Origin of the sequence: Paraburkholderia sp. Ac-20336, from assembly GCF_017105025.1 — a bacterium.
GTDB lineage: Bacteria > Pseudomonadota > Gammaproteobacteria > Burkholderiales > Burkholderiaceae > Paraburkholderia.
This window is the reverse complement of record NZ_JAAGPS010000147.1, coordinates 1-17,232: the sequence shown is the minus strand read 5'-3', so window position 1 is coordinate 17,232 and position 17,232 is coordinate 1. Positions and strand designations below refer to the sequence as shown.

The window sequence follows — 17,232 nt, the reverse complement described above, 5'->3', positions numbered from 1 at the left end:
CCGCATGCCATCGCGAACGCGCCGCGCATCGGCCGCAGCGCGCCGGTCAGCGACAGCTCGCCGGCGAATTCACGGTGGCGCAGCGATTCGGCGGGAATCTGTCCGCTCGCGGCGAGGATGCCGAGCGCGATCGGCAGATCGAAGCGGCCCGATTCTTTCGGCAGATCGGCCGGCGCGAGATTGACGGTGATGCGTCTCACGGGGAAGTCGAAGCCGCAGTTCTGCAGCGCCGCGCGCACCCGCTCGCGGCTTTCGCGCACTTCGAGATCGGGAAGACCGACGATGGCGAACGAAGGTAATCCGTTGGCGAGGTGAACCTCGACGGTGACTTCCGGCGCGCGGCCAGAGGCCGGCGCGCGACTGCGCACCACGGCAAGCGACATGTTTTCTCCCGTCGGACCGCGCGCCGTTGGCACGCGCGAGTCTCCTAAAGCGCTGATGACGTCACGGCCCGCTTGCCTGTGATGTGCAGCATGGCGCGGCGCGAATGCCGCGCGCGAGGGTTACGGCGTTTGAGTGAGCGGCAGCTTCTGTTCGAGCTCGGCGACGCGGCGCTCCAGCTCTTCGAGACGCGCACGGGTGCGCACGAGCACCTGGGTTTGCGTATCGAATTCCTCGCGCGTGACGAGATCGAGCTTCGAGAAGCCTTGCGACAGCATGGCCTTGACGTTGCGCTCGACATCCCTGGCCGGCGAGTTCTTGAACAGATCGCTCACGCGTGCCTGGAAGTCGTTGAAAACGTCGTTCGGTTGTTTCATGGTGTTCCCCTTGGTGCACAAAAAATGTGCATGTTTCATGACGTCTGTGCCCCGCCACGGCGAATGGGCGATCGTGGTGCGTGCCGCCCGCGTTGCCGCGGCCGCATGAGCGCCTTTGGTGCGTGCCGTCGCGTTCAGAACCTTCGAACACTCTAGCAACGATCCCTACGCCGCGCCACCCGCGCGCCGTGCGCCTGGCCGTTCGGACAAGGCCGTCCGGGCGCCTTGCGCCATGCGCGCGAGGCGAAGTCTGACACAACATGGCACGCGAGTTGCTGTTACTGCCCCGCGCGCACCGCCGGAGCTTCTCCACCGGCGGCGCCGGAGACCACGGTTACGGGTACGCAACGGTTGGCAACGCGATCAGCAACACACTAGCGAGGAATTTCATGAAGCTCATTACCGCAATCATCAAGCCGTTCAAGCTCGATGAAGCGCGCGAAGCCTTGTCGGCGATCGGCGTGTCGGGCATCACGGTCACGGAAGTCAAAGGCTTCGGGCGGCAGAAGGGCCATACGGAGCTGTATCGGGGGGCTGAGTATGTCGTCGACTTTCTGCCGAAGGTGAAGATCGAGGCGGCCGTGTCGGACGACATCGTCGATCAGGCGATCGAGGCGCTCGAACGCGCCGCGCGCACCGGCAAGATCGGCGACGGCAAGATTTTCGTCACGCCGATCGAGCAGGTGATCCGCATCCGCACCGGCGAAACCGGGGCCGACGCGCTGTAAAGACCCAAGCGACACAGCACAGATAAGCGACAAGAGGAAAACGAAGATGCGCAAACTATTGATGTCCCTGTTGATGGCCGGCTCGCTGCTCGCGGGCGGTATCGGCGCCGCCCTCGCGGACGATGCGTCCGCGCCCGCGTCCGCTGCGGCCGCGAGCGCGCCGGCGGCAGATACGTCGGCCGCACCCGCTGCGGCCGCGGCGTCGGCACCCGCCGCCCCGGCCGCAAGCGCACCGGCGTCCGCCGACACCTCGGCAGCCGCAGCCGCGCCGGCTGCGCCGACCGCGCCGTTCTCGGTCGATTCGTCGAAGATCAATTCCGGCGACACCGCCTGGATGCTGACCTCGACCGCGCTCGTGCTGTTCATGACGATCCCCGGTCTCGCGCTGTTCTACGGCGGCATGGTCCGCAAGAAGAACGTGCTTGCGACGCTGATGCAAAGCTTCGCGATTACCTGTCTCGTGACGATCATCTGGACCGTGGTGGGCTACAGCCTCGCGTTCACGCCGGGCGGCTCGTTCATCGGCGGCTTCTCGCGCGTGTTCATGGCCGGCATGACCTACATCAAGGGCGACAAGGCCACGACGCTGACCGTGAGCCACCTCGCGCCGACGATTCCCGAGACGGTCTACTTCGTCTATCAGATGACCTTCGCGATCATCACGCCGGCGCTGATTACCGGCGCGTTCGCCGACCGCATGAAGTTCTCGGCGATGCTCGTGTTCATGTCGCTGTGGTCGATCATCGTCTACGCGCCGATCGCGCACATGGTGTGGGAGCCGACCGGCTGGCTCGCCAGCGCGGGCATCCTCGACTTCGCGGGGGGCACGGTGGTGCACATCAATGCCGGTATCGCGGGCCTCGTTTGCTGTCTGGTGCTCGGCAAGCGCGTCGGCTACGGCCGCGAAGCGATGGCGCCGCACAACCTGACGCTCACGCTGATCGGTGCCGCGATGCTGTGGGTCGGCTGGTTCGGCTTCAACGCGGGTTCGGCTGTCGCGGCGGACGGCCGTGCCGGCTTCGCGATGTTCGCGACGCAAGTGGCGACGGCGGCGGCCGCGCTCGCGTGGATGTTCGCCGAATGGGCGGCCAAGGGTAAGCCGTCGGTGCTCGGCATCGTGTCGGGCGCGGTCGCGGGTCTGGTCGCGATTACGCCGGCTTCGGGCTTCGTCGGCACGCTCGGCGCGCTCGTGATCGGCATCGTTGCCGGCGTGGTCTGCTTCTGGTCGGCGACGTGGCTCAAGCACAAGCTCGGTTACGACGATTCGCTCGACGCGTTCGGCGTGCACGGCATCGGCGGTATCGTCGGTGCGCTGCTGACCGGCGTATTCGCGGTCAAGGACATCGGCGGCGCGGACGGCAGCGTGATCCTGCAGGCGAAGGGCGTGCTGACGACGCTGATCTACAGCGGCGTGGTGAGCTTCATCCTGCTGAAGGTGATCGACATGGTGATGGGCATCCGCGTGACCGAAGAGCAGGAGCGCGAGGGCCTCGACGTGAGCCTGCACGGCGAACACGTCGAATAACGCCGCTGCTCGCAGTGCCTTCGCGCGAGCCCGCGCTTGCGGGCTCGCCGGAGCATGGAGTGCGGTGACGGATCAGGCATCCAGCACGGCGATTTTGCCCGCTTTCATGGCGGGCTTTTTTTTGCCGGATTTCCGGCGGAATGGTTGAGGGTCTTGCGCGAATGGGCGCGTCGAAGGAACCGTCTCGAAGACGACGGAAATAGCTCCGGCGGAAAACAGCAGGGAAGCCGCCTCACAAAGTCCGCAAAATGGCTGGCGGATCGGTGGGAGATAATGACGAGCCGGCCGGCTATCGCTGAAAAAACCAGATGAAACAGCCGGATGAAAAAGCCGCTTGAAAAAATCCCGATGAAAAAACGCGGTGAAAAAACGCGGTGAAAAACTGCGGCAAAAAACACTGCGGCAAATCCGCGGATAGGCGCGTCTGGAAACGGCCATTTACCGGGCCTATTATCGTGATAGGGAGAATACATTCGAGTTTGCTTGCGAATGGAGAAACCGTCCCCAAATAGACAAAGTATTTGCTCTACAATCTTTTTTCTCCAGTTTGCGAGTGATCAATGGTTCCGCACCTAGTTACGGCGTTAAACGGCCCGCTGCTCGACCTCGAGCGGAAGATCCTCGACGCCACGCCCGCTATCGAACGCTGGTTCCGGCTCGAATGGCAGGAGCACACGCCGCCGTTCTACTGTTCCGTCGATCTGCGTAACGCGGGCTTCAAGCTCGCGCCGGTCGACACCAATCTGTTCCCCGGCGCATTCAACAATCTGCCGCAGGAAGTGCTGCCGCTCGCGGTGCAGGCCGCAATGGCCTCGATCGAAAAGATCTGCCCGGACGCGAAGAACCTGCTCGTGATTCCCGAGCGCCACACGCGCAACGCGTTCTACCTCGAAAACGTCGCCCGGCTCGCGTCGATCATGCGCCAGGCCGGGTTGAACGTGCGCTTCGGCACGCTCGACGAAACCATCAACGGCCCGGTCACGATCGCCTTGTCGGACGGGCAGAAGCTCGTGCTCGAACCGCTCGAGCGTTCGCCGCGGCGCCTCGGCCTGAAGAACTTCGACCCGTGCTCGATCCTGCTCAACAACGACCTGTCGGGCGGCATTCCGCCCGTGCTCGAAAATCTGCACGAGCAGTATCTGCTGCCGCCGCTGCATGCGGGCTGGGCGGTGCGCCGCAAGTCGACGCATTTCTCCTGCTACGACGACGTCGCGAAGAAGTTCGCGAAGATGGTCGAGATCGATCCGTGGATGATCAACCCGTACTTCGCGCGCGTCGAAGGCGTCGATTTCCAGGAGCGCACCGGCGAGGAAGCGCTGGCCGATGCGATCGACGGCGTGCTCAAGAAGGTCGCCCGCAAGTACCGCGAGTACGGCATCTCCGAGAAGCCGTACGTCGTCATCAAGTCCGATGCGGGCACTTACGGCATGGGCGTGATGACCGTGCACGACGCCTCGGAAGTGGCCGCGCTCACGAAGCGCGAACGCGTGCGCATGGCAGCCACCAAAGACGGCCTCGAAGTGCATGACGTGATCGTGCAGGAAGGCGTGTACACGTTCGAGCGCATCGGCGAGGAAGTGGCCGAGCCGGTCGTCTACATGATCGACCGCTACGTGGTGGGCGGCTTCTATCGCGTGCACGGCAGCCGCGAGCGCGATCAGAACCTGAACGCGCCCGGCATGCACTTCGTGCCGCTCGGCTTCGAGCATACGGCGCTGCCCGACGCGCACGCGAAGCCCGGCGCGGCGCCGCCGAACCGCTTCTACATGTACGGCGTGGTCGCGCGGCTCGGGCTGCTCGCCGCATCGGTCGAACTCGAAAAGACCGATCCGGAAGCGATCCAGGTCTGAGCCACCTCGCGCGGCGGGATGGCGGCATGCGTGCCGCCATTGCCGTCTTCAAAGACTATATTGACGAACACTGTCACGCCACTCAGGGCGCACCGGGACTTTCATGGACATTCTTTTCATCGCCGATCCGCTGGGCCAGTTCAAGATCTACAAGGACACGACCTACGCAATGATGGCCGAGGCGGCGCGCCGTGGTCACACGGTGTACGCCTGCGAGCCGAAGCATCTGGCGTGGACGGGCGGTGACGTCGAGGCGAACGTGGAGCGTATTGCGATCGTCGGCGACACCGCCGATCTGCATCGCGACGTCTGGTTCGCCGCCGACCCTGCCGCGCCGCGCGCGCTGAAAAGCTTCGCCGCGGTCGTGATGCGCAAGGACCCGCCGTTCGACATGGAGTACGTGACGTCGACGTGGCTGCTCGAAATCGCCGAGCGTAACGGTGCGCGCATCTTCAACAAGCCGCAGGCGATCCGCGATCATTCGGAAAAGCTCGCGATCGGCGAATTCGCGCAGTTCGTCGCGCCCACGCTCGTCACGCGCGACGCCGCGCGTCTGCGCGCGTTCCACGAGCAGCACGGCGACGTGATCCTGAAGCCGCTCGACGGCATGGGCGGCATGGGCGTGTTCCGCGTGAAGGCGGACGGCATGAACCTCGGCTCGATCATCGAAATGCTGAGCCACGACGGCGCGCGCTCGGTGATGGCGCAAAAGTTCATCCCCGAGATCAAGGACGGCGACAAGCGCATCCTGCTGATCGGCGGCGCAGCGGTGCCATATTCGCTCGCGCGCATTCCTCAGGGCAATGAGGTGCGCGGCAATCTCGCGGCGGGCGGCCTCGGCGTCGCGCGGCCCTTGACCGAACACGATCGCACGATTGCCGATACGCTCGCGCCCGTGCTGGCGTCGCGCGGTTTGCTGCTGGTCGGGCTCGACGCGATCGGCGACTGGCTCACCGAAGTCAACGTCACGAGCCCGACGTGTTTCCGCGAGATCATGGACCAGACCGGCTTCGACGTGGCTGGGATGTTCGTCGACGCGCTGGAGCGCGCGGCGGGCTGATGCCACGGCCTTGAATGCCGGGCCGGGCCCCCAACCTGTGTAGCGAATCCGCGTCAGGTCCGGCATTGGGCGTTGCGTCGGGCGCGCCTCGCGCTTTGGCGCGAAAATGAGCCTGTTACAATGCCCGCTCGCCCGCGCAAGGCATTCGGTAGCCACCGGCAAGATCGCCGGCCGTAACCGGTGCCGCCCGCGCGGATTGCGGACAACCAACGGGCAGGGTTCCCGCAGGCGCCCACCTCATGCGAGGCGCCGCGAACCGCTCGCCTGACGAGGCGTTTCCGCCCTCGCGACCCACGGCCGGTCAAGGGCGCTGACGAACCGGGCTGTGTCCCGGTCCATGGTTCGGGGCCGTTTTTTTGCAGTAAGGCTGACATGGCAGGCATTCTGATCATTGCGCACGCTCCCTTCGCCACCGCGTTGCGCGATTGCATTTCCCACATCTACGGCGGCTTGCCGGCGCGCATCGGCGTGATCGACGTGTCGCCCGATTGCGATCCCGCGCAAGTGGTGGCGTTTGCGAATGCGGAAATCGCGCGTCTGAAGGAAGAGAACGGCGCGCTCGTGCTCACCGACATGTTCGGCGCGACACCGGCCAATATCGCGGGCCGGCTTGCCACGGTGCCGGACGTGCGCGTATTGTGCGGCGTCAATCTGCCGATGCTCGTGCGCTCGGTCTGCTATCGCGCGATGCCGCTCGACACGCTCGTCGACAAGGCGCTCGCCGGCGCGACCAAGGGCATTCAGGCGATCGGGCCCGCTATGCCGGAAGCCTCCACGGCACCGGCCGCGCCGTGCGATTGCCCGCAGGCCTTGCCGGCGACCGTCGCGCCCGGCGACTGCATTCCCGCGTTGCCCGCCGACGCCGATCTGGCGCAGAAGGCGGGTTCGGCCGGCTTGTAGAGCTTGTAGACATAGGCGAAGCGTCGGCGGCGGGGCGTGTCGCCGGCGGCTTCAAACGCATTGCAACGGGTTTGCCGTTTCAACTTTTACCATCCCATTTACGCGCGCTTCGGACCATCACATGCTGCAACAGGAAACGACTATCGTGAACAAGCTGGGGCTGCACGCGCGTGCGTCGGCCAAGTTGACGCAACTCGCGGGCAACTATCAGGCGGAAATCTGGATGAGCCGCAACGGCCGCCGCATCAACGCGAAGAGCATCATGGGCGTGATGATGCTGGCAGCGGGTATCGGCAGCACGGTGCTGATCGAAACCGAAGGCTCCGACGAGCAGGAGGCGATGGACGCGCTGCTGAAACTGATCGCCGATAAATTCGGCGAGGGCCAATAATCCGGCGTATTCAGCGATCGGCTGATACGACAGCGCCGCGGCTCGTCCGCGGCGTTTTTTTTGCCGCTGGTATTTCAACGGGTAACAACGGCGGGAGGCGTATCGGCGGCACGTGTACGGTTAATCACGCGACAAGGGCGCGTAAGGCGAGACGGATTTGCGGCGCGCGAGGCGTCGTCCACGATGTACAGCCATACGGGCACACCCATCCTGCGCCGCCCGCGATGCCGACAATTCGTGCTGCGCCGCACACACCTTCGACATACTTCGCCAGGGCGCGGAATTTATAATGCCCAGTACAGTCTGAGAGCATTGCAGCGGTTTGCCGCGGCATCACACAACTAGAGGAGGTGCGCGTGTCGTTCACGCTGCATGGAATTCCCGTGTCACGCGGTATCGCCATCGGGCGGGCCTATCTGATCGCCCCGGCTGCACTCGACGTAGACCACTATCTGATCGAACCTGCCCAGATCGAAGGGGAGGTCGAGCGCTTTCGCGCGGCCCAGCAACGCGTTCATGAGGAACTGGATACGCTGCGTGCCGATCTCGCCGCCGACGCGCCCAGCGAAATGGGCGCCTTCATCAACGTTCACACGATGATCCTGAACGACGCCATGCTCGTTCAGGAAACCATCGACCTGATCCGTACGCGCCGCTACAACGTGGAGTGGGCGCTGACCGAACAACTCGAGCGCCTGTCGCGCCATTTCGACGATATCGAAGACGAGTACCTGCGCGAGCGCAAGGCCGACATCGAGCAGGTGGTCGAGCGCGTGCTCAAGGCGCTCGCGGGTGCGTCCGGTCTCGATGGCGTGCACGGTGCATGCGACGAGATGATCGTGGTCGCGCACGACATCGCGCCGGCCGACATGATGCAGTTCAAGACGCAGACGTTCCAGGGCTTCGTCACCGATCTCGGCGGGCGCACCTCGCATACCGCGATCGTCGCGCGCAGCCTCGGCATTCCGGCCGCGGTCGGCGTGCAGCATGCGAGCGCGCTGATTCGCCAGGACGACCTGATCATCGTCGACGGCGATCATGGCATCGTGATCGTCGATCCCGCACCGATCGTGCTCGAAGAGTATTCGTACCGTCAAAGCGAAAAGGAACTGGAGCAGCGCAAGCTGCAGCGTCTCAAGTTTTCGCCGACGCAAACGTTATGCGGCACGCGCATCGAACTGTGCGCGAACATCGAGCTGCCTGAAGATGCGCGCGCGGCCGTCGAATCCGGCGCGACCGGCGTGGGGCTGTTCCGCACCGAGTTCCTGTTCATGAATCACAAGGACCGGATGCCCGAAGAAGAGGAGCAGTTCTGCGCGTATCGCCGTGCGGTCGAGTTGATGAATGGCCTGCCGGTCACGATCCGCACGATCGACGTCGGTGCCGACAAGCCGCTCGATTCGATGGGCGGCGGCGATGGCTACGAAACCGCGGCGAATCCGGCGCTCGGGCTTCGCGCGATTCGCTGGAGCCTGTCCGAGCCGCAGATGTTTCTCACGCAGTTGCGCGCGATCCTGCGCGCGTCGGCGTTCGGCAAGGTGAAGATTCTGATTCCGATGCTCGCGCATGCGCAGGAAATCGACCAGACGCTCGACCTGATCCGCGAAGCCAAGCGTCAGCTCGACGACGCGGGCATCGGCTACGATCCGAACGTGCAGGTCGGCGCGATGATCGAGATTCCAGCTGCCGCGATTGCGTTGCCGCTGTTTCTGAAGCGACTCGATTTCCTGTCGATCGGCACCAACGATCTGATCCAGTACACGCTCGCGATCGATCGCGCGGACAACGCCGTCGCGCATCTGTACGACCCGCTGCATCCTGCGGTGCTGCATCTGATCGCGTTCACGCTGCGCGAGGCGAAGCGCGCGGGCGTGCCGGTCTCGGTGTGCGGCGAGATGGCTGGCGATCCGGCGTTGACGCGGCTGTTGCTCGGCATGGGACTCACCGAGTTTTCGATGCATCCGAGCCAGTTGCTCGAGGTCAAGCAGGAAGTGCTGCGCTCGCATCTGAAGACGTTGGAGAAGCCGGTGGCCGACGTGCTGGCGTCGTTCGAGCCGGAAGAGGTGCAGGCGGCGCTCAAGCGGGTCGCGCTGGCTTGAGTTCGAGAGGTTTCGTTGACGCCTCTTTCAATAAAAAAACGCAGCCTGAGTGCTGCGTTTTTTTATTCGGCGCCCGTTAGCGCGAGCGGGTATCGAGGTATCCGTGCAGAGGTATCAGTGCAGAGGTATCAGTGCAGCGATGCATCAAGCCCCATGAGCTTGCCCGCACACCGGGCAATCGGGCTGACGGCCGATGCGCATCGTGTTCCATTCCATCCGCAGCGAATCGAGCATCGTCAGGCGGCCGACGAGCGGCGTGCCGATCGCGCCGATCACCTTGAGCGCTTCGGCGGCCTGCATCGAACCGATGATGCCGACCGTTGGCGCGAACACGCCCATCGTCGAACACGCGACTTCTTCGAACGGCTGGTCTTCGGGAAAGATGCACGCGTAGCAGGGCGATGCTTCGTCGCGGAAATCGAACGTGCTGATCTGGCCGTCGAAACGCAGCGCCGCGCCCGACACGAGCGGCACGCGATGCTTGACGCACGCGCGGTTGATGGCGTGACGCGTCGCGAAGTTGTCGGTGCAATCGAGCACGACGCTCGCGTGCGGTACCTCGCGAGCGAGCCATGCATCGTCGACGCGCTCGGCCACTGCATTGACTACGACCTCGGGGTTGATCTGCGCGAGCATGTCGCGCCCGGACTCCACCTTCTTGCGCCCCACCGATGCGCTGACGTGCAGGATCTGCCGCTGCAGATTCGTGAGGTCGACCGTGTCGGCATCGACGAGCGTGAGGCGGCCGACACCCGCGGCCGCGAGATAGAGCGCCGCCGGCGAACCGAGACCGCCCGCGCCGACGACGATCGCGTGGGCGTCGATAAAACGCTGCTGCGCTTCGATGCCGATTTCGTCGACGAGAATATGACGGGAATAGCGAAGGAGTTGATCGTCATTCATGGCGGGAGCGCGTGAGTGTGTCGCTGTGTCGCGCGAGGAAAGGCGGACTGGTGGTCCGCGGCGCGCATTCGTGGCTGTTATTTTAATCGCGCGGGGGAGAGCGGTTTGCCGTGGCTCAGCTTGCCGTAACCCAAGGGCTGGCGCATCGCCGGTTGAGCGACGCCTTTTGCGAAGGCTTCGCGGTGTGGCTTCACAGTGTGTCTTCGCAGCACGAGGCGCTGCGAAGACACATGCGGACGGCTTACTTGCCTTGCGTGGCCGGCGCCGAGGCAGGAGCCTGAACCGGAGCCGGTCCCGAGGCACCCGGCACCGGCTGGGTCGGCTTCACCGCGACCGGCGCCGAAGCCGACGTAGCCGGCTTGTTCTGCGCGAGACGGCGCTCCATCAGCGACTTCGATTCCTGAACCGGCTTGCCTTCGAGCTTGTTGAGCCCCTGTTGCAGCATGAAGTCGTCAGCCGAGCCGAATTCGACCGGCTTGCGGTCGCGATCCTTCTGGCGCTGTTCCGGCGTCTTCTTGTCGTTCTGCTCTTCGAGCAGACGCAGCTGTTCCATGCGCTCCTGCTCGCGCTGCTCCGCTTCCTTCTTCTCGTTCGGGTCCTGCGTGTTCGCAAGGTGATTCGAGTAGTCGACTTCGCGGGTCACGAGCGCGTCGTCCGGATCGCCGTCTGCGTACTGGTCGACCGGAATGTCGGGGCGAATGCCCTTGTTCTGGATCGAGCGGCCGCTCGGCGTGTAGTAGTACGCGGTGGTCAGGCGCAGCGCGGTGTCGGCCGTCATGGGCCGCACGGTTTGCACCGAACCCTTGCCGAACGTGGTCTTGCCGACGATCAGCGCGCGGTGCTGATCCTGCAGCGCACCCGCGACGATTTCCGAGGCCGACGCCGAGTAGGCGTTGGTCAGCACGATCATCGGCACGGTCTTGAAGATGGCCGGCACGTCCTTGAGCGGATCGCTGTCGAACGATTGCAGACGGTAGTTATCGTAGGTGTCGCGATAGATCTGCTTCGAATCCGGAATCTGGCCGTTGGTGGACACCACCACCGAGTTCGGCGGCAGGAACGCGCCGGCCACGCCGACCGCGCTTTGCAGCAGACCGCCGCCGTTATTGCGCAGATCGAGAACGAGGCCCTTCAGGTTCGGCTCCTGGCGCGCGAGGTCCTGCAGCTTGGCGGCGAGGTCGGGCGTGGTGCGTTCCTGGAAGCTCGTGATGCGCACGTAGGCGAAGCCCGGCGCAACGATCTTGCCCTTCACCGACTGCACCTTGATGATCGCGCGCGTGACCGTGAGCGGGAACGTGCGGTCGTCGGTCTTGCGGAAGATCGTGAGCGTGACCTTGGTGCCCGGATCGCCGCGCATCTGCTTGACCGCCTGATCGAGCGTCATGCCGCGCACGGGCTTGTCGTTGATGCGCGTGATCAGGTCGCCCGGACGGATGCCGGCGCGGAACGCGGGCGTGTCTTCGATGGGCGAAATCACCTTGATCAGGCCGTCTTCCGACGAAATTTCGATGCCGAGGCCCGCGAAGCGGCCCTTGGTCTGTTCCTGCAGCTCTTCGTAATCGGTCTTGTCGAGGTACGACGAGTGCGGGTCGAGGCTCGACACCATGCCCTTGATCGCGGCGGTGAGGAGCTTCTTGTCGTCGACCGGTTCGACGTATTCGTGCTTGATCTGCCCGAACACTTCAGCGAAGAGCCTGAGCTGGTCTAACGGCAGCGGGGCAACCACGGCGCTGGCGGGTTGCTCGGCCGAGGCGGAGAACTGCAGGGTGGCAAAGACACCGGTAGCAAGGCCCGCGGCAATCAGGCCGATATTTTTCAGGTTCTTTCGCATAGAGTCTGTTGCGGGTCGGAAGCGCGTGGCAGCGTCGATAAAGATTGGACGGACAAGTATAACTGCACACCCGCCTGCTCAGGGCGTGGCGCAGATAATCGTGCTTCGACAGTACAGGACGGCCCGGGTTCGTGAGATCCGGAGCGCGCAGGGTGAATGCTTCGCCGGTGCATTCGACGGCCGGCTGCCCATACTGCCGCAAGCCACCCTCAAAGACCACCGGCGCGTCCGCCCAGGAAGCCGCTCAACCGGGTGGATAAAGGAAACCGCCTGGCGAAGCCGCCCAGCACGGCCGGCGACTCCGGCTACTACTCACAAAACAGTATTTCCCGGTCGTCCGGGATTGCGCTGTGCGGCCCCGCGCATGGTCTGCCGCGCGGGGGCCGCATGCGGTTCGCGCAATCAGCCCGCCTTGCCCTGGCTCGCGACCGCGGCTTGCGCCTTCGCGATCGCGTCCTGGTCGCCGAGATAGTAGTGCTTGATCGGCTTCAGGTTTTCGTCGAGCTCATAGACGAGCGGCACGCCGTTCGGAATGTTCAGGCCGACGATGTCGCCGTCCGAGATGTTGTCGAGATATTTGACGAGCGCGCGGATCGAATTGCCGTGTGCGGCGATCAGGATCTTGCGGCCCGACTTGACGGCCGGCGCGATCGACTCGTTCCACAGCGGCAGCACGCGCGCGACCGTGTCCTTCAGGCACTCGGTGAGCGGCAACTGTTCGCGCGGCACCTTGGCGTAACGCGGATCGGCGTACGGCGCGCGCTCGTCGGTCGGTTCGAGCGCGGGCGGCGGCGTGTCGTAGCTGCGGCGCCACACAAGCACCTGCTCGTCGCCGAACTTCGCGGCGGTTTCGGCCTTGTTCAGACCCGACAGCGCGCCGTAGTGGCGCTCGTTCAGACGCCACGAATGCACGACCGGCAGGTACATCAGGTCCATCTGGTCCTGCACGTGCCACAGCGTGCGGATCGCGCGCTTCAGCACCGAGGTGTACGCGATGTCGAACGTATAGCCCGACTCCTTGAGCAGCACGCCAGCCTGCTGCGCTTCCCGGGTGCCCTGCTCGGTGAGGTCGACGTCGACCCAGCCGGTGAAGCGGTTTTCCTTGTTCCACGTCGATTCGCCGTGGCGGATGAGAACGAGTTTGTACATGAGAATTGCCGGTCGGTAGTAAGGAAGCGGTAAAGCGTCGGGCGGCTCGTCCAGAGGTGTGCCGCCATCGCGTCAGACGGTTATTTTATAATGGCTGGATTGCCCTTTCCGATTTCTCTCTTTCCGGCGGATTTTCCGTGAAGTTCTTCACTGATTACACAAACCTTGTACTGATCGCGATCGTCCTCATTTCCGGTGGGTTGCTGCTGTGGCCGACCATCAGCCGGCGCGGCCGCGGCGGCCTGTCGGCGGCCGAAGCCACCCAGCTGATCAACCGGCGCAACGCGGCGGTCATCGACCTGCGGCCGTCCGCCGATTACGCCCGCGGCCATCTGCCCTCGGCCCGGCATTTCGAACTCGCGGAGCTGCCGTCGAAGGTCGCGCAACTCGCGAAGAACAAGAACAACCCGGTGCTGCTGGTGTGCCAGACCGGCCAGCAGTCGAACAAGGCCGCGCGTCTCGTGCAGGAAGCGGGATACGCCGAAGTCCATGTTCTCGAAGGCGGTGTCGACGCCTGGCAGAAAGCCGGCATGCCGGTTGTGAAACAAGGAGCAGTCAAGTGAACAAAGTGATCATGTACAGCACCCAGGTGTGCCCGTATTGCCAGATGGCCGAACGTCTTTTAAAGTCGCGCGGCGTCGAGCACGTCGAGAAAGTACTGATCGACAAGGACCCGGTCCGTCGTGATGAGATGATGACCCGCACCGGTCGTCGCACGGTGCCGCAGGTGTTCATCGGCGAGACGCATGTCGGCGGCTATGATGATCTTTCCGCGCTCGATCGCGCGGGCGGTCTGATGCCGCTGCTCGAAGCTGCCTGAGTCAGCTACCTGAGTCAGCTACCTGAGTCAGCAGCCTGAGTTCGCGGGCTTTCGCGTCGCGCGAGCGGGCGGACGACTCGACAAGCCGGCGCATGCGCGCTCCGCCGGGGCGCGCGATCCGTCGCAACAATCTGGCGACCTATGTCAGCATGGGTCGCCGCCATGCATACCTATCAGGGAATCACTCAATCATGTCCGACGAGAATAACCAGCCGTTCTTCAACATCCAGCGCATCTACCTGAAGGACATGTCGCTCGAGCAGCCGAATTCGCCGGCGATCTTCCTCGAGCAGGAAATGCCGTCGGTCGAAGTCGAAGTCGACGTGAAGGCCGAGCGCCTCGCCGAATCCGTGTTCGAAATCCTCGTGACGGGCACGGTCACGGCCAAGGTCGCGGACAAGGTCGCGTTCCTGATCGAAGCGAAGCAGGCCGGAATTTTTGACATTCGCAACATTCCTGCCGAGCAGATCGATCCGCTCGTCGGCATCGCTTGCCCGACCATCCTGTTCCCGTACCTGCGCTCGAACATCGCCGACGCGATCACGCGTGCCGGCTTCCCGCCGATCCACCTCGCCGAGATCAACTTCCAGGCGCTGTACGAGCAGCGTCTCGCGCAGATGAGCGCGGCTCAGCAGGACGGCGCGGCGCAAAACGGCGTCACGCATTAAGGCGCCGCACGCAGTGCCGGCTATGAAAGTTGCCGTTCTCGGCGCCGGCGCATGGGGTACCGCCCTCGCCGGCCATCTCGCCTTAAGGCACGACACGGTGCTATGGGCGCGCGAGGCCGCGCTCGTTGCCGAGCTTTCCGCTGCGCACGAAAACGCCCGCTATCTGGCGGGCGTTGCCTTGCCGCCGGCGCTTCGCTATGAAGCGGACTTCGGTGCGGCGCTCGATCATGCGCTCGCCGAAGACGCGCTGTGCGTCGTCGCGACGCCGGTCGCCGGCCTGCGCGGCCTCTTCCGGGCGATGCGCAATGCGGGCAAGGTGCCGGCGCATGTCCTGTGGCTGTGCAAGGGTTTCGAAGCCGATTCGCAGTTGATGCCGCATCAGGTGGTCGCGGCCGAGCTGCCGGATCATGCCGGCAACGGCGTGTTGTCGGGGCCGAGCTTCGCGCGCGAAGTCGGCCAGGGCCTGCCGGTCGCGCTGACTGTCGCGAGCGCGTCGGCGGCGTGCCGCGAACGGACGGTTGCGGCGTTCCATCACGGCGCGATGCGCATCTATACCGGCGACGACGTCGTCGGCGTGGAAGTGGGCGGCGCGGTGAAAAACGTGCTGGCGATCGCCACCGGTATCGCCGATGGCCTCGGCCTCGGTCTCAATGCACGCGCCGCGCTGATTACGCGCGGGCTCGCCGAAATGTCGCGTCTCGGCGTGACGCTTGGCGGACGCGCGGAAACGTTCACCGGCTTGACGGGCCTCGGCGATCTGATTCTGACCGCCACCGGCGATCTGTCGCGTAACCGCACGGTCGGCATGCAACTCGCCGCGGGCCGTACGCTCGACGACATCCTCGGCGGCCTTGGTCACGTGGCCGAGGGCGTGCGTTGCGCGCAGGCCGTGCTCGCGATCGCGCGCGCTCATGCGATCGAGATGCCGATCACGCAGGCGGTTTGCGCGGTGCTGTTCGACGGCGTGGCGCCGCGCGATGCGGTCAGCGCGCTGCTGCGGCGCGATTCGAAGGCCGAATGAGCGAGGCGGGATAAGCCAGGCCGGTTCCGTCGGCCTGGTTGTCGGCTGCGTCGGCCGTGTCCGCTGTATTCGCCATATTTGCCGTCTCCCACCGCCCATTGGCCGGCCGTTTGGCGCGAGCCGCTTCGTGAATCGCCTCGCGAATCGCCGTTGAACGGCGGCCCCGCCTCGCTGTCCACCTTGTTATAAGAAGGCCCGGATCAGCGAGGTTCCCATGCCCACCTTCAATCTCAGTCACGGAAATTGCTCGCTCGAAGCGCGCGTGGTCGACATCACGACGCTCGCGGTCGATGCAATCGTCAATGCCGCGAATACGTCGCTGCTCGGCGGCGGCGGCGTGGATGGCGCGATTCATCGCGCGGCCGGCAGGGACCTGCTGCGCGAGTGCGAAACGCTCGGCGGTTGCGCGACCGGCGACGCGAAACTCACCGCGGGCTACCACCTGCCCGCGAAGCACGTGATTCACGCGGTCGGTCCGGTATGGCGCGGCGGCGCGCATGGCGAAGCCGATCTGCTCGCCTCGTGCTATCAGCGCTCGCTCGAAGTCGCGCGCGATGCGCATTGCGCGAGCATCGCGTTTCCGGCGATCAGTTGCGGCATCTATCGCTTTCCCGCCGACGAGGCTGTGCGCATCGCCATCGCGACCGTGCTTGCCATGTTGCCGCGCACGCCGCGCATCGGCGAAGTGGTGTTCGCCTGTTTCGACGACGCCATGTTCGCGCGCTACGCGGCCGAACTCGCGCGCCGTCAGGCGCCACCTTCGAAGCCGGCCTGACGCCACGCTTCGAATACGACGACCGCAACCGTGTTCGACAGATTCAGGCTGCGGTTGCCGGGGCGCATCGGCAGACGCACGCGCTGCTCGTTCGGAAAGCGTTCGAGCAGCGCATCGGGCAGGCCACGCGTTTCCGCGCCGAACACGAACCAGTCGCCGGGACGGAACGCATGGTCGTGAAAGCGGCCCGAGCCGCGCGTCGTGAACGCGAACATGCGCGCGAGGTCCGGCGTTTCTTTTGCGATGAACGCGTCCCAATCGGCATGCACATGCATTTGCGCGTACTCGTGATAGTCGAGGCCGGCGCGACGCATTTTCGCGTCGTCGAGCGGAAAGCCGAGCGGCTCGATCAGATGCAGCCGCGCACCGGTGTTCGCGCACAGGCGGATCACATTGCCGGTGTTCGGCGGAATTTCGGGTTCTACGAGAACGACGTTGAACATGACTGGACCACGTGGAGACTAGTTTTTGGGGGTGCGTAGCGCGACGAAGTTCGTGACCCGCCGTGCGCCCGCGGCCTTCAGCGTATGCGCGAGCGCTTCGAGCGTGGCGCCGCTCGTCATCACATCGTCGACGATGCCGACATGCAGGCCGCGCACCGCATGCGCGACACGAAACGCGTGGCTGACGTTTTGCCGGCGCGCCTCGAGATCGAGCCGCGACTGCGGGGCGGTGTCGAGCGTTCGTTGCAGCAAGCTGGCGTCGCTGCGCACGCCGAGCGCGCGGGCGAGCGGCCTGGCGATCTGCCACGCCA

Annotated in this window: 20 protein-coding genes; 12 read left to right on the top strand and 8 right to left on the bottom strand. The window is 64.8% G+C overall.

Annotation, left to right across the window (positions count from 1 at the left end; genetic code table 11):
* Both GXB81_RS27055 and GXB81_RS27050 read right to left on the bottom strand, forming a co-directional pair.
* A partial coding sequence (locus GXB81_RS27055) for a magnesium chelatase domain-containing protein (RefSeq protein ID WP_277396811.1) occupies nucleotides 1-383 on the bottom strand: 383 nt, incomplete at its 3' end.
* A 120-nt stretch (nucleotides 384-503) separates the two neighbouring features.
* Nucleotides 504-758 carry an accessory factor UbiK family protein gene (locus GXB81_RS27050; RefSeq protein ID WP_167050513.1) on the bottom strand — a complete coding sequence of 85 codons (255 nt, stop codon included), beginning with the start codon at nucleotides 756-758 and terminating at the stop codon, nucleotides 504-506.
* A 389-nt stretch (nucleotides 759-1,147) separates the two neighbouring features.
* Between GXB81_RS27050 and GXB81_RS27045 the strand changes: the two genes are divergently transcribed.
* Together GXB81_RS27045 and GXB81_RS27040 are read left to right on the top strand one after the other, a co-directional pair.
* Nucleotides 1,148-1,486, top strand: a complete 339-nt coding sequence (locus GXB81_RS27045; RefSeq protein WP_006048089.1) for a P-II family nitrogen regulator — start codon at nucleotides 1,148-1,150, stop codon at nucleotides 1,484-1,486.
* A 46-nt stretch (nucleotides 1,487-1,532) separates the two neighbouring features.
* Nucleotides 1,533-3,011 (top strand): ammonium transporter, encoded by a 1,479-nt coding sequence (locus tag GXB81_RS27040; RefSeq protein WP_167283526.1) that lies wholly within the window; start codon nucleotides 1,533-1,535, stop codon nucleotides 3,009-3,011.
* Between the two features lie 72 nt (nucleotides 3,012-3,083).
* On the opposite strand, the gene GXB81_RS27035 is transcribed toward GXB81_RS27040, so the two are convergent.
* A complete protein-coding gene (locus GXB81_RS27035; RefSeq protein ID WP_205990801.1) occupies nucleotides 3,084-3,449 on the bottom strand; it encodes a hypothetical protein in 366 nt (121 codons plus the stop codon).
* Nucleotides 3,450-3,571: 122 nt separating this feature from the next.
* Between GXB81_RS27035 and gshA the strand changes: the two genes are divergently transcribed.
* The 5 genes from gshA (at nucleotide 3,572) to ptsP (ending at nucleotide 9,311) form a co-directional block, all read left to right on the top strand.
* Nucleotides 3,572-4,861, top strand: coding sequence for a glutamate--cysteine ligase (gene gshA / locus GXB81_RS27030; protein ID WP_167048446.1), 1,290 nt, complete (start codon nucleotides 3,572-3,574; stop codon nucleotides 4,859-4,861).
* Nucleotides 4,862-4,964: 103 nt separating this feature from the next.
* Entirely contained in the window at nucleotides 4,965-5,921 is a 957-nt protein-coding gene (gshB, locus tag GXB81_RS27025) for a glutathione synthase (protein ID WP_205990800.1), read from the top strand.
* Nucleotides 5,922-6,293: 372 nt separating this feature from the next.
* Entirely contained in the window at nucleotides 6,294-6,821 is a 528-nt protein-coding gene (locus GXB81_RS27020; RefSeq protein ID WP_167048442.1) for a PTS mannose transporter subunit IIA, read from the top strand.
* Between the two features lie 121 nt (nucleotides 6,822-6,942).
* Nucleotides 6,943-7,212: an HPr family phosphocarrier protein gene (locus GXB81_RS27015; protein WP_167048441.1), complete on the top strand. Its 270-nt coding sequence runs from the start codon at nucleotides 6,943-6,945 to the stop codon at nucleotides 7,210-7,212.
* 356 nt (nucleotides 7,213-7,568) lie between these two features.
* On the top strand, nucleotides 7,569-9,311 hold the full coding sequence (ptsP, locus tag GXB81_RS27010) for a phosphoenolpyruvate--protein phosphotransferase (RefSeq protein WP_167048439.1): 1,743 nt from the start codon (nucleotides 7,569-7,571) through the stop codon (nucleotides 9,309-9,311).
* Nucleotides 9,312-9,455: 144 nt separating this feature from the next.
* On the opposite strand, the gene moeB is transcribed toward ptsP, so the two are convergent.
* The 3 genes from moeB to gpmA form a co-directional block, all read right to left on the bottom strand.
* A complete protein-coding gene (moeB, locus tag GXB81_RS27005) occupies nucleotides 9,456-10,214 on the bottom strand; it encodes a molybdopterin-synthase adenylyltransferase MoeB (protein WP_167048437.1) in 759 nt (252 codons plus the stop codon).
* A 241-nt stretch (nucleotides 10,215-10,455) separates the two neighbouring features.
* Nucleotides 10,456-12,045: a S41 family peptidase gene (locus GXB81_RS27000; RefSeq protein ID WP_205990799.1), complete on the bottom strand. Its 1,590-nt coding sequence runs from the start codon at nucleotides 12,043-12,045 to the stop codon at nucleotides 10,456-10,458.
* A 402-nt stretch (nucleotides 12,046-12,447) separates the two neighbouring features.
* On the bottom strand, nucleotides 12,448-13,194 hold the full coding sequence (gene gpmA / locus GXB81_RS26995; protein WP_167048433.1) for a 2,3-diphosphoglycerate-dependent phosphoglycerate mutase: 747 nt from the start codon (nucleotides 13,192-13,194) through the stop codon (nucleotides 12,448-12,450).
* 137 nt (nucleotides 13,195-13,331) lie between these two features.
* Between gpmA and GXB81_RS26990 the strand changes: the two genes are divergently transcribed.
* The 5 genes from GXB81_RS26990 to GXB81_RS26970 all read left to right on the top strand — a co-directional run bounded on the left by GXB81_RS26990 (nucleotide 13,332) and on the right by GXB81_RS26970 (nucleotide 16,478).
* Nucleotides 13,332-13,757, top strand: a complete 426-nt coding sequence (locus GXB81_RS26990; RefSeq protein ID WP_205990802.1) for a rhodanese-like domain-containing protein — start codon at nucleotides 13,332-13,334, stop codon at nucleotides 13,755-13,757.
* Entirely contained in the window at nucleotides 13,754-14,014 is a 261-nt protein-coding gene (gene grxC, locus GXB81_RS26985) for a glutaredoxin 3 (RefSeq protein ID WP_205990798.1), read from the top strand. The genes GXB81_RS26990 and grxC overlap by 4 nt, the downstream gene beginning before the upstream one ends.
* A 191-nt stretch (nucleotides 14,015-14,205) precedes the next feature.
* A complete protein-coding gene (secB, locus tag GXB81_RS26980; protein WP_167283523.1) occupies nucleotides 14,206-14,682 on the top strand; it encodes a protein-export chaperone SecB in 477 nt (158 codons plus the stop codon).
* 22 nt (nucleotides 14,683-14,704) lie between these two features.
* Nucleotides 14,705-15,703: an NAD(P)H-dependent glycerol-3-phosphate dehydrogenase gene (locus GXB81_RS26975; RefSeq protein ID WP_205990797.1), complete on the top strand. Its 999-nt coding sequence runs from the start codon at nucleotides 14,705-14,707 to the stop codon at nucleotides 15,701-15,703.
* Nucleotides 15,704-15,917: 214 nt separating this feature from the next.
* A complete protein-coding gene (locus GXB81_RS26970) occupies nucleotides 15,918-16,478 on the top strand; it encodes an O-acetyl-ADP-ribose deacetylase (RefSeq protein WP_205990796.1) in 561 nt (186 codons plus the stop codon).
* Here the strand turns inward: GXB81_RS26970 and trmL are convergent.
* Both trmL and GXB81_RS26960 read right to left on the bottom strand, forming a co-directional pair.
* Nucleotides 16,451-16,921 (bottom strand): tRNA (uridine(34)/cytosine(34)/5-carboxymethylaminomethyluridine(34)-2'-O)-methyltransferase TrmL, encoded by a 471-nt coding sequence (trmL, locus tag GXB81_RS26965; protein WP_167048423.1) that lies wholly within the window; start codon nucleotides 16,919-16,921, stop codon nucleotides 16,451-16,453. The two genes, GXB81_RS26970 and trmL, sit on opposite strands and share 28 nt — an antisense overlap.
* Nucleotides 16,922-16,939: 18 nt before the next feature.
* The coding region (locus GXB81_RS26960) for a phosphoribosyltransferase family protein (protein ID WP_277396810.1) at nucleotides 16,940-17,232 on the bottom strand (293 nt) is incomplete at its 5' end.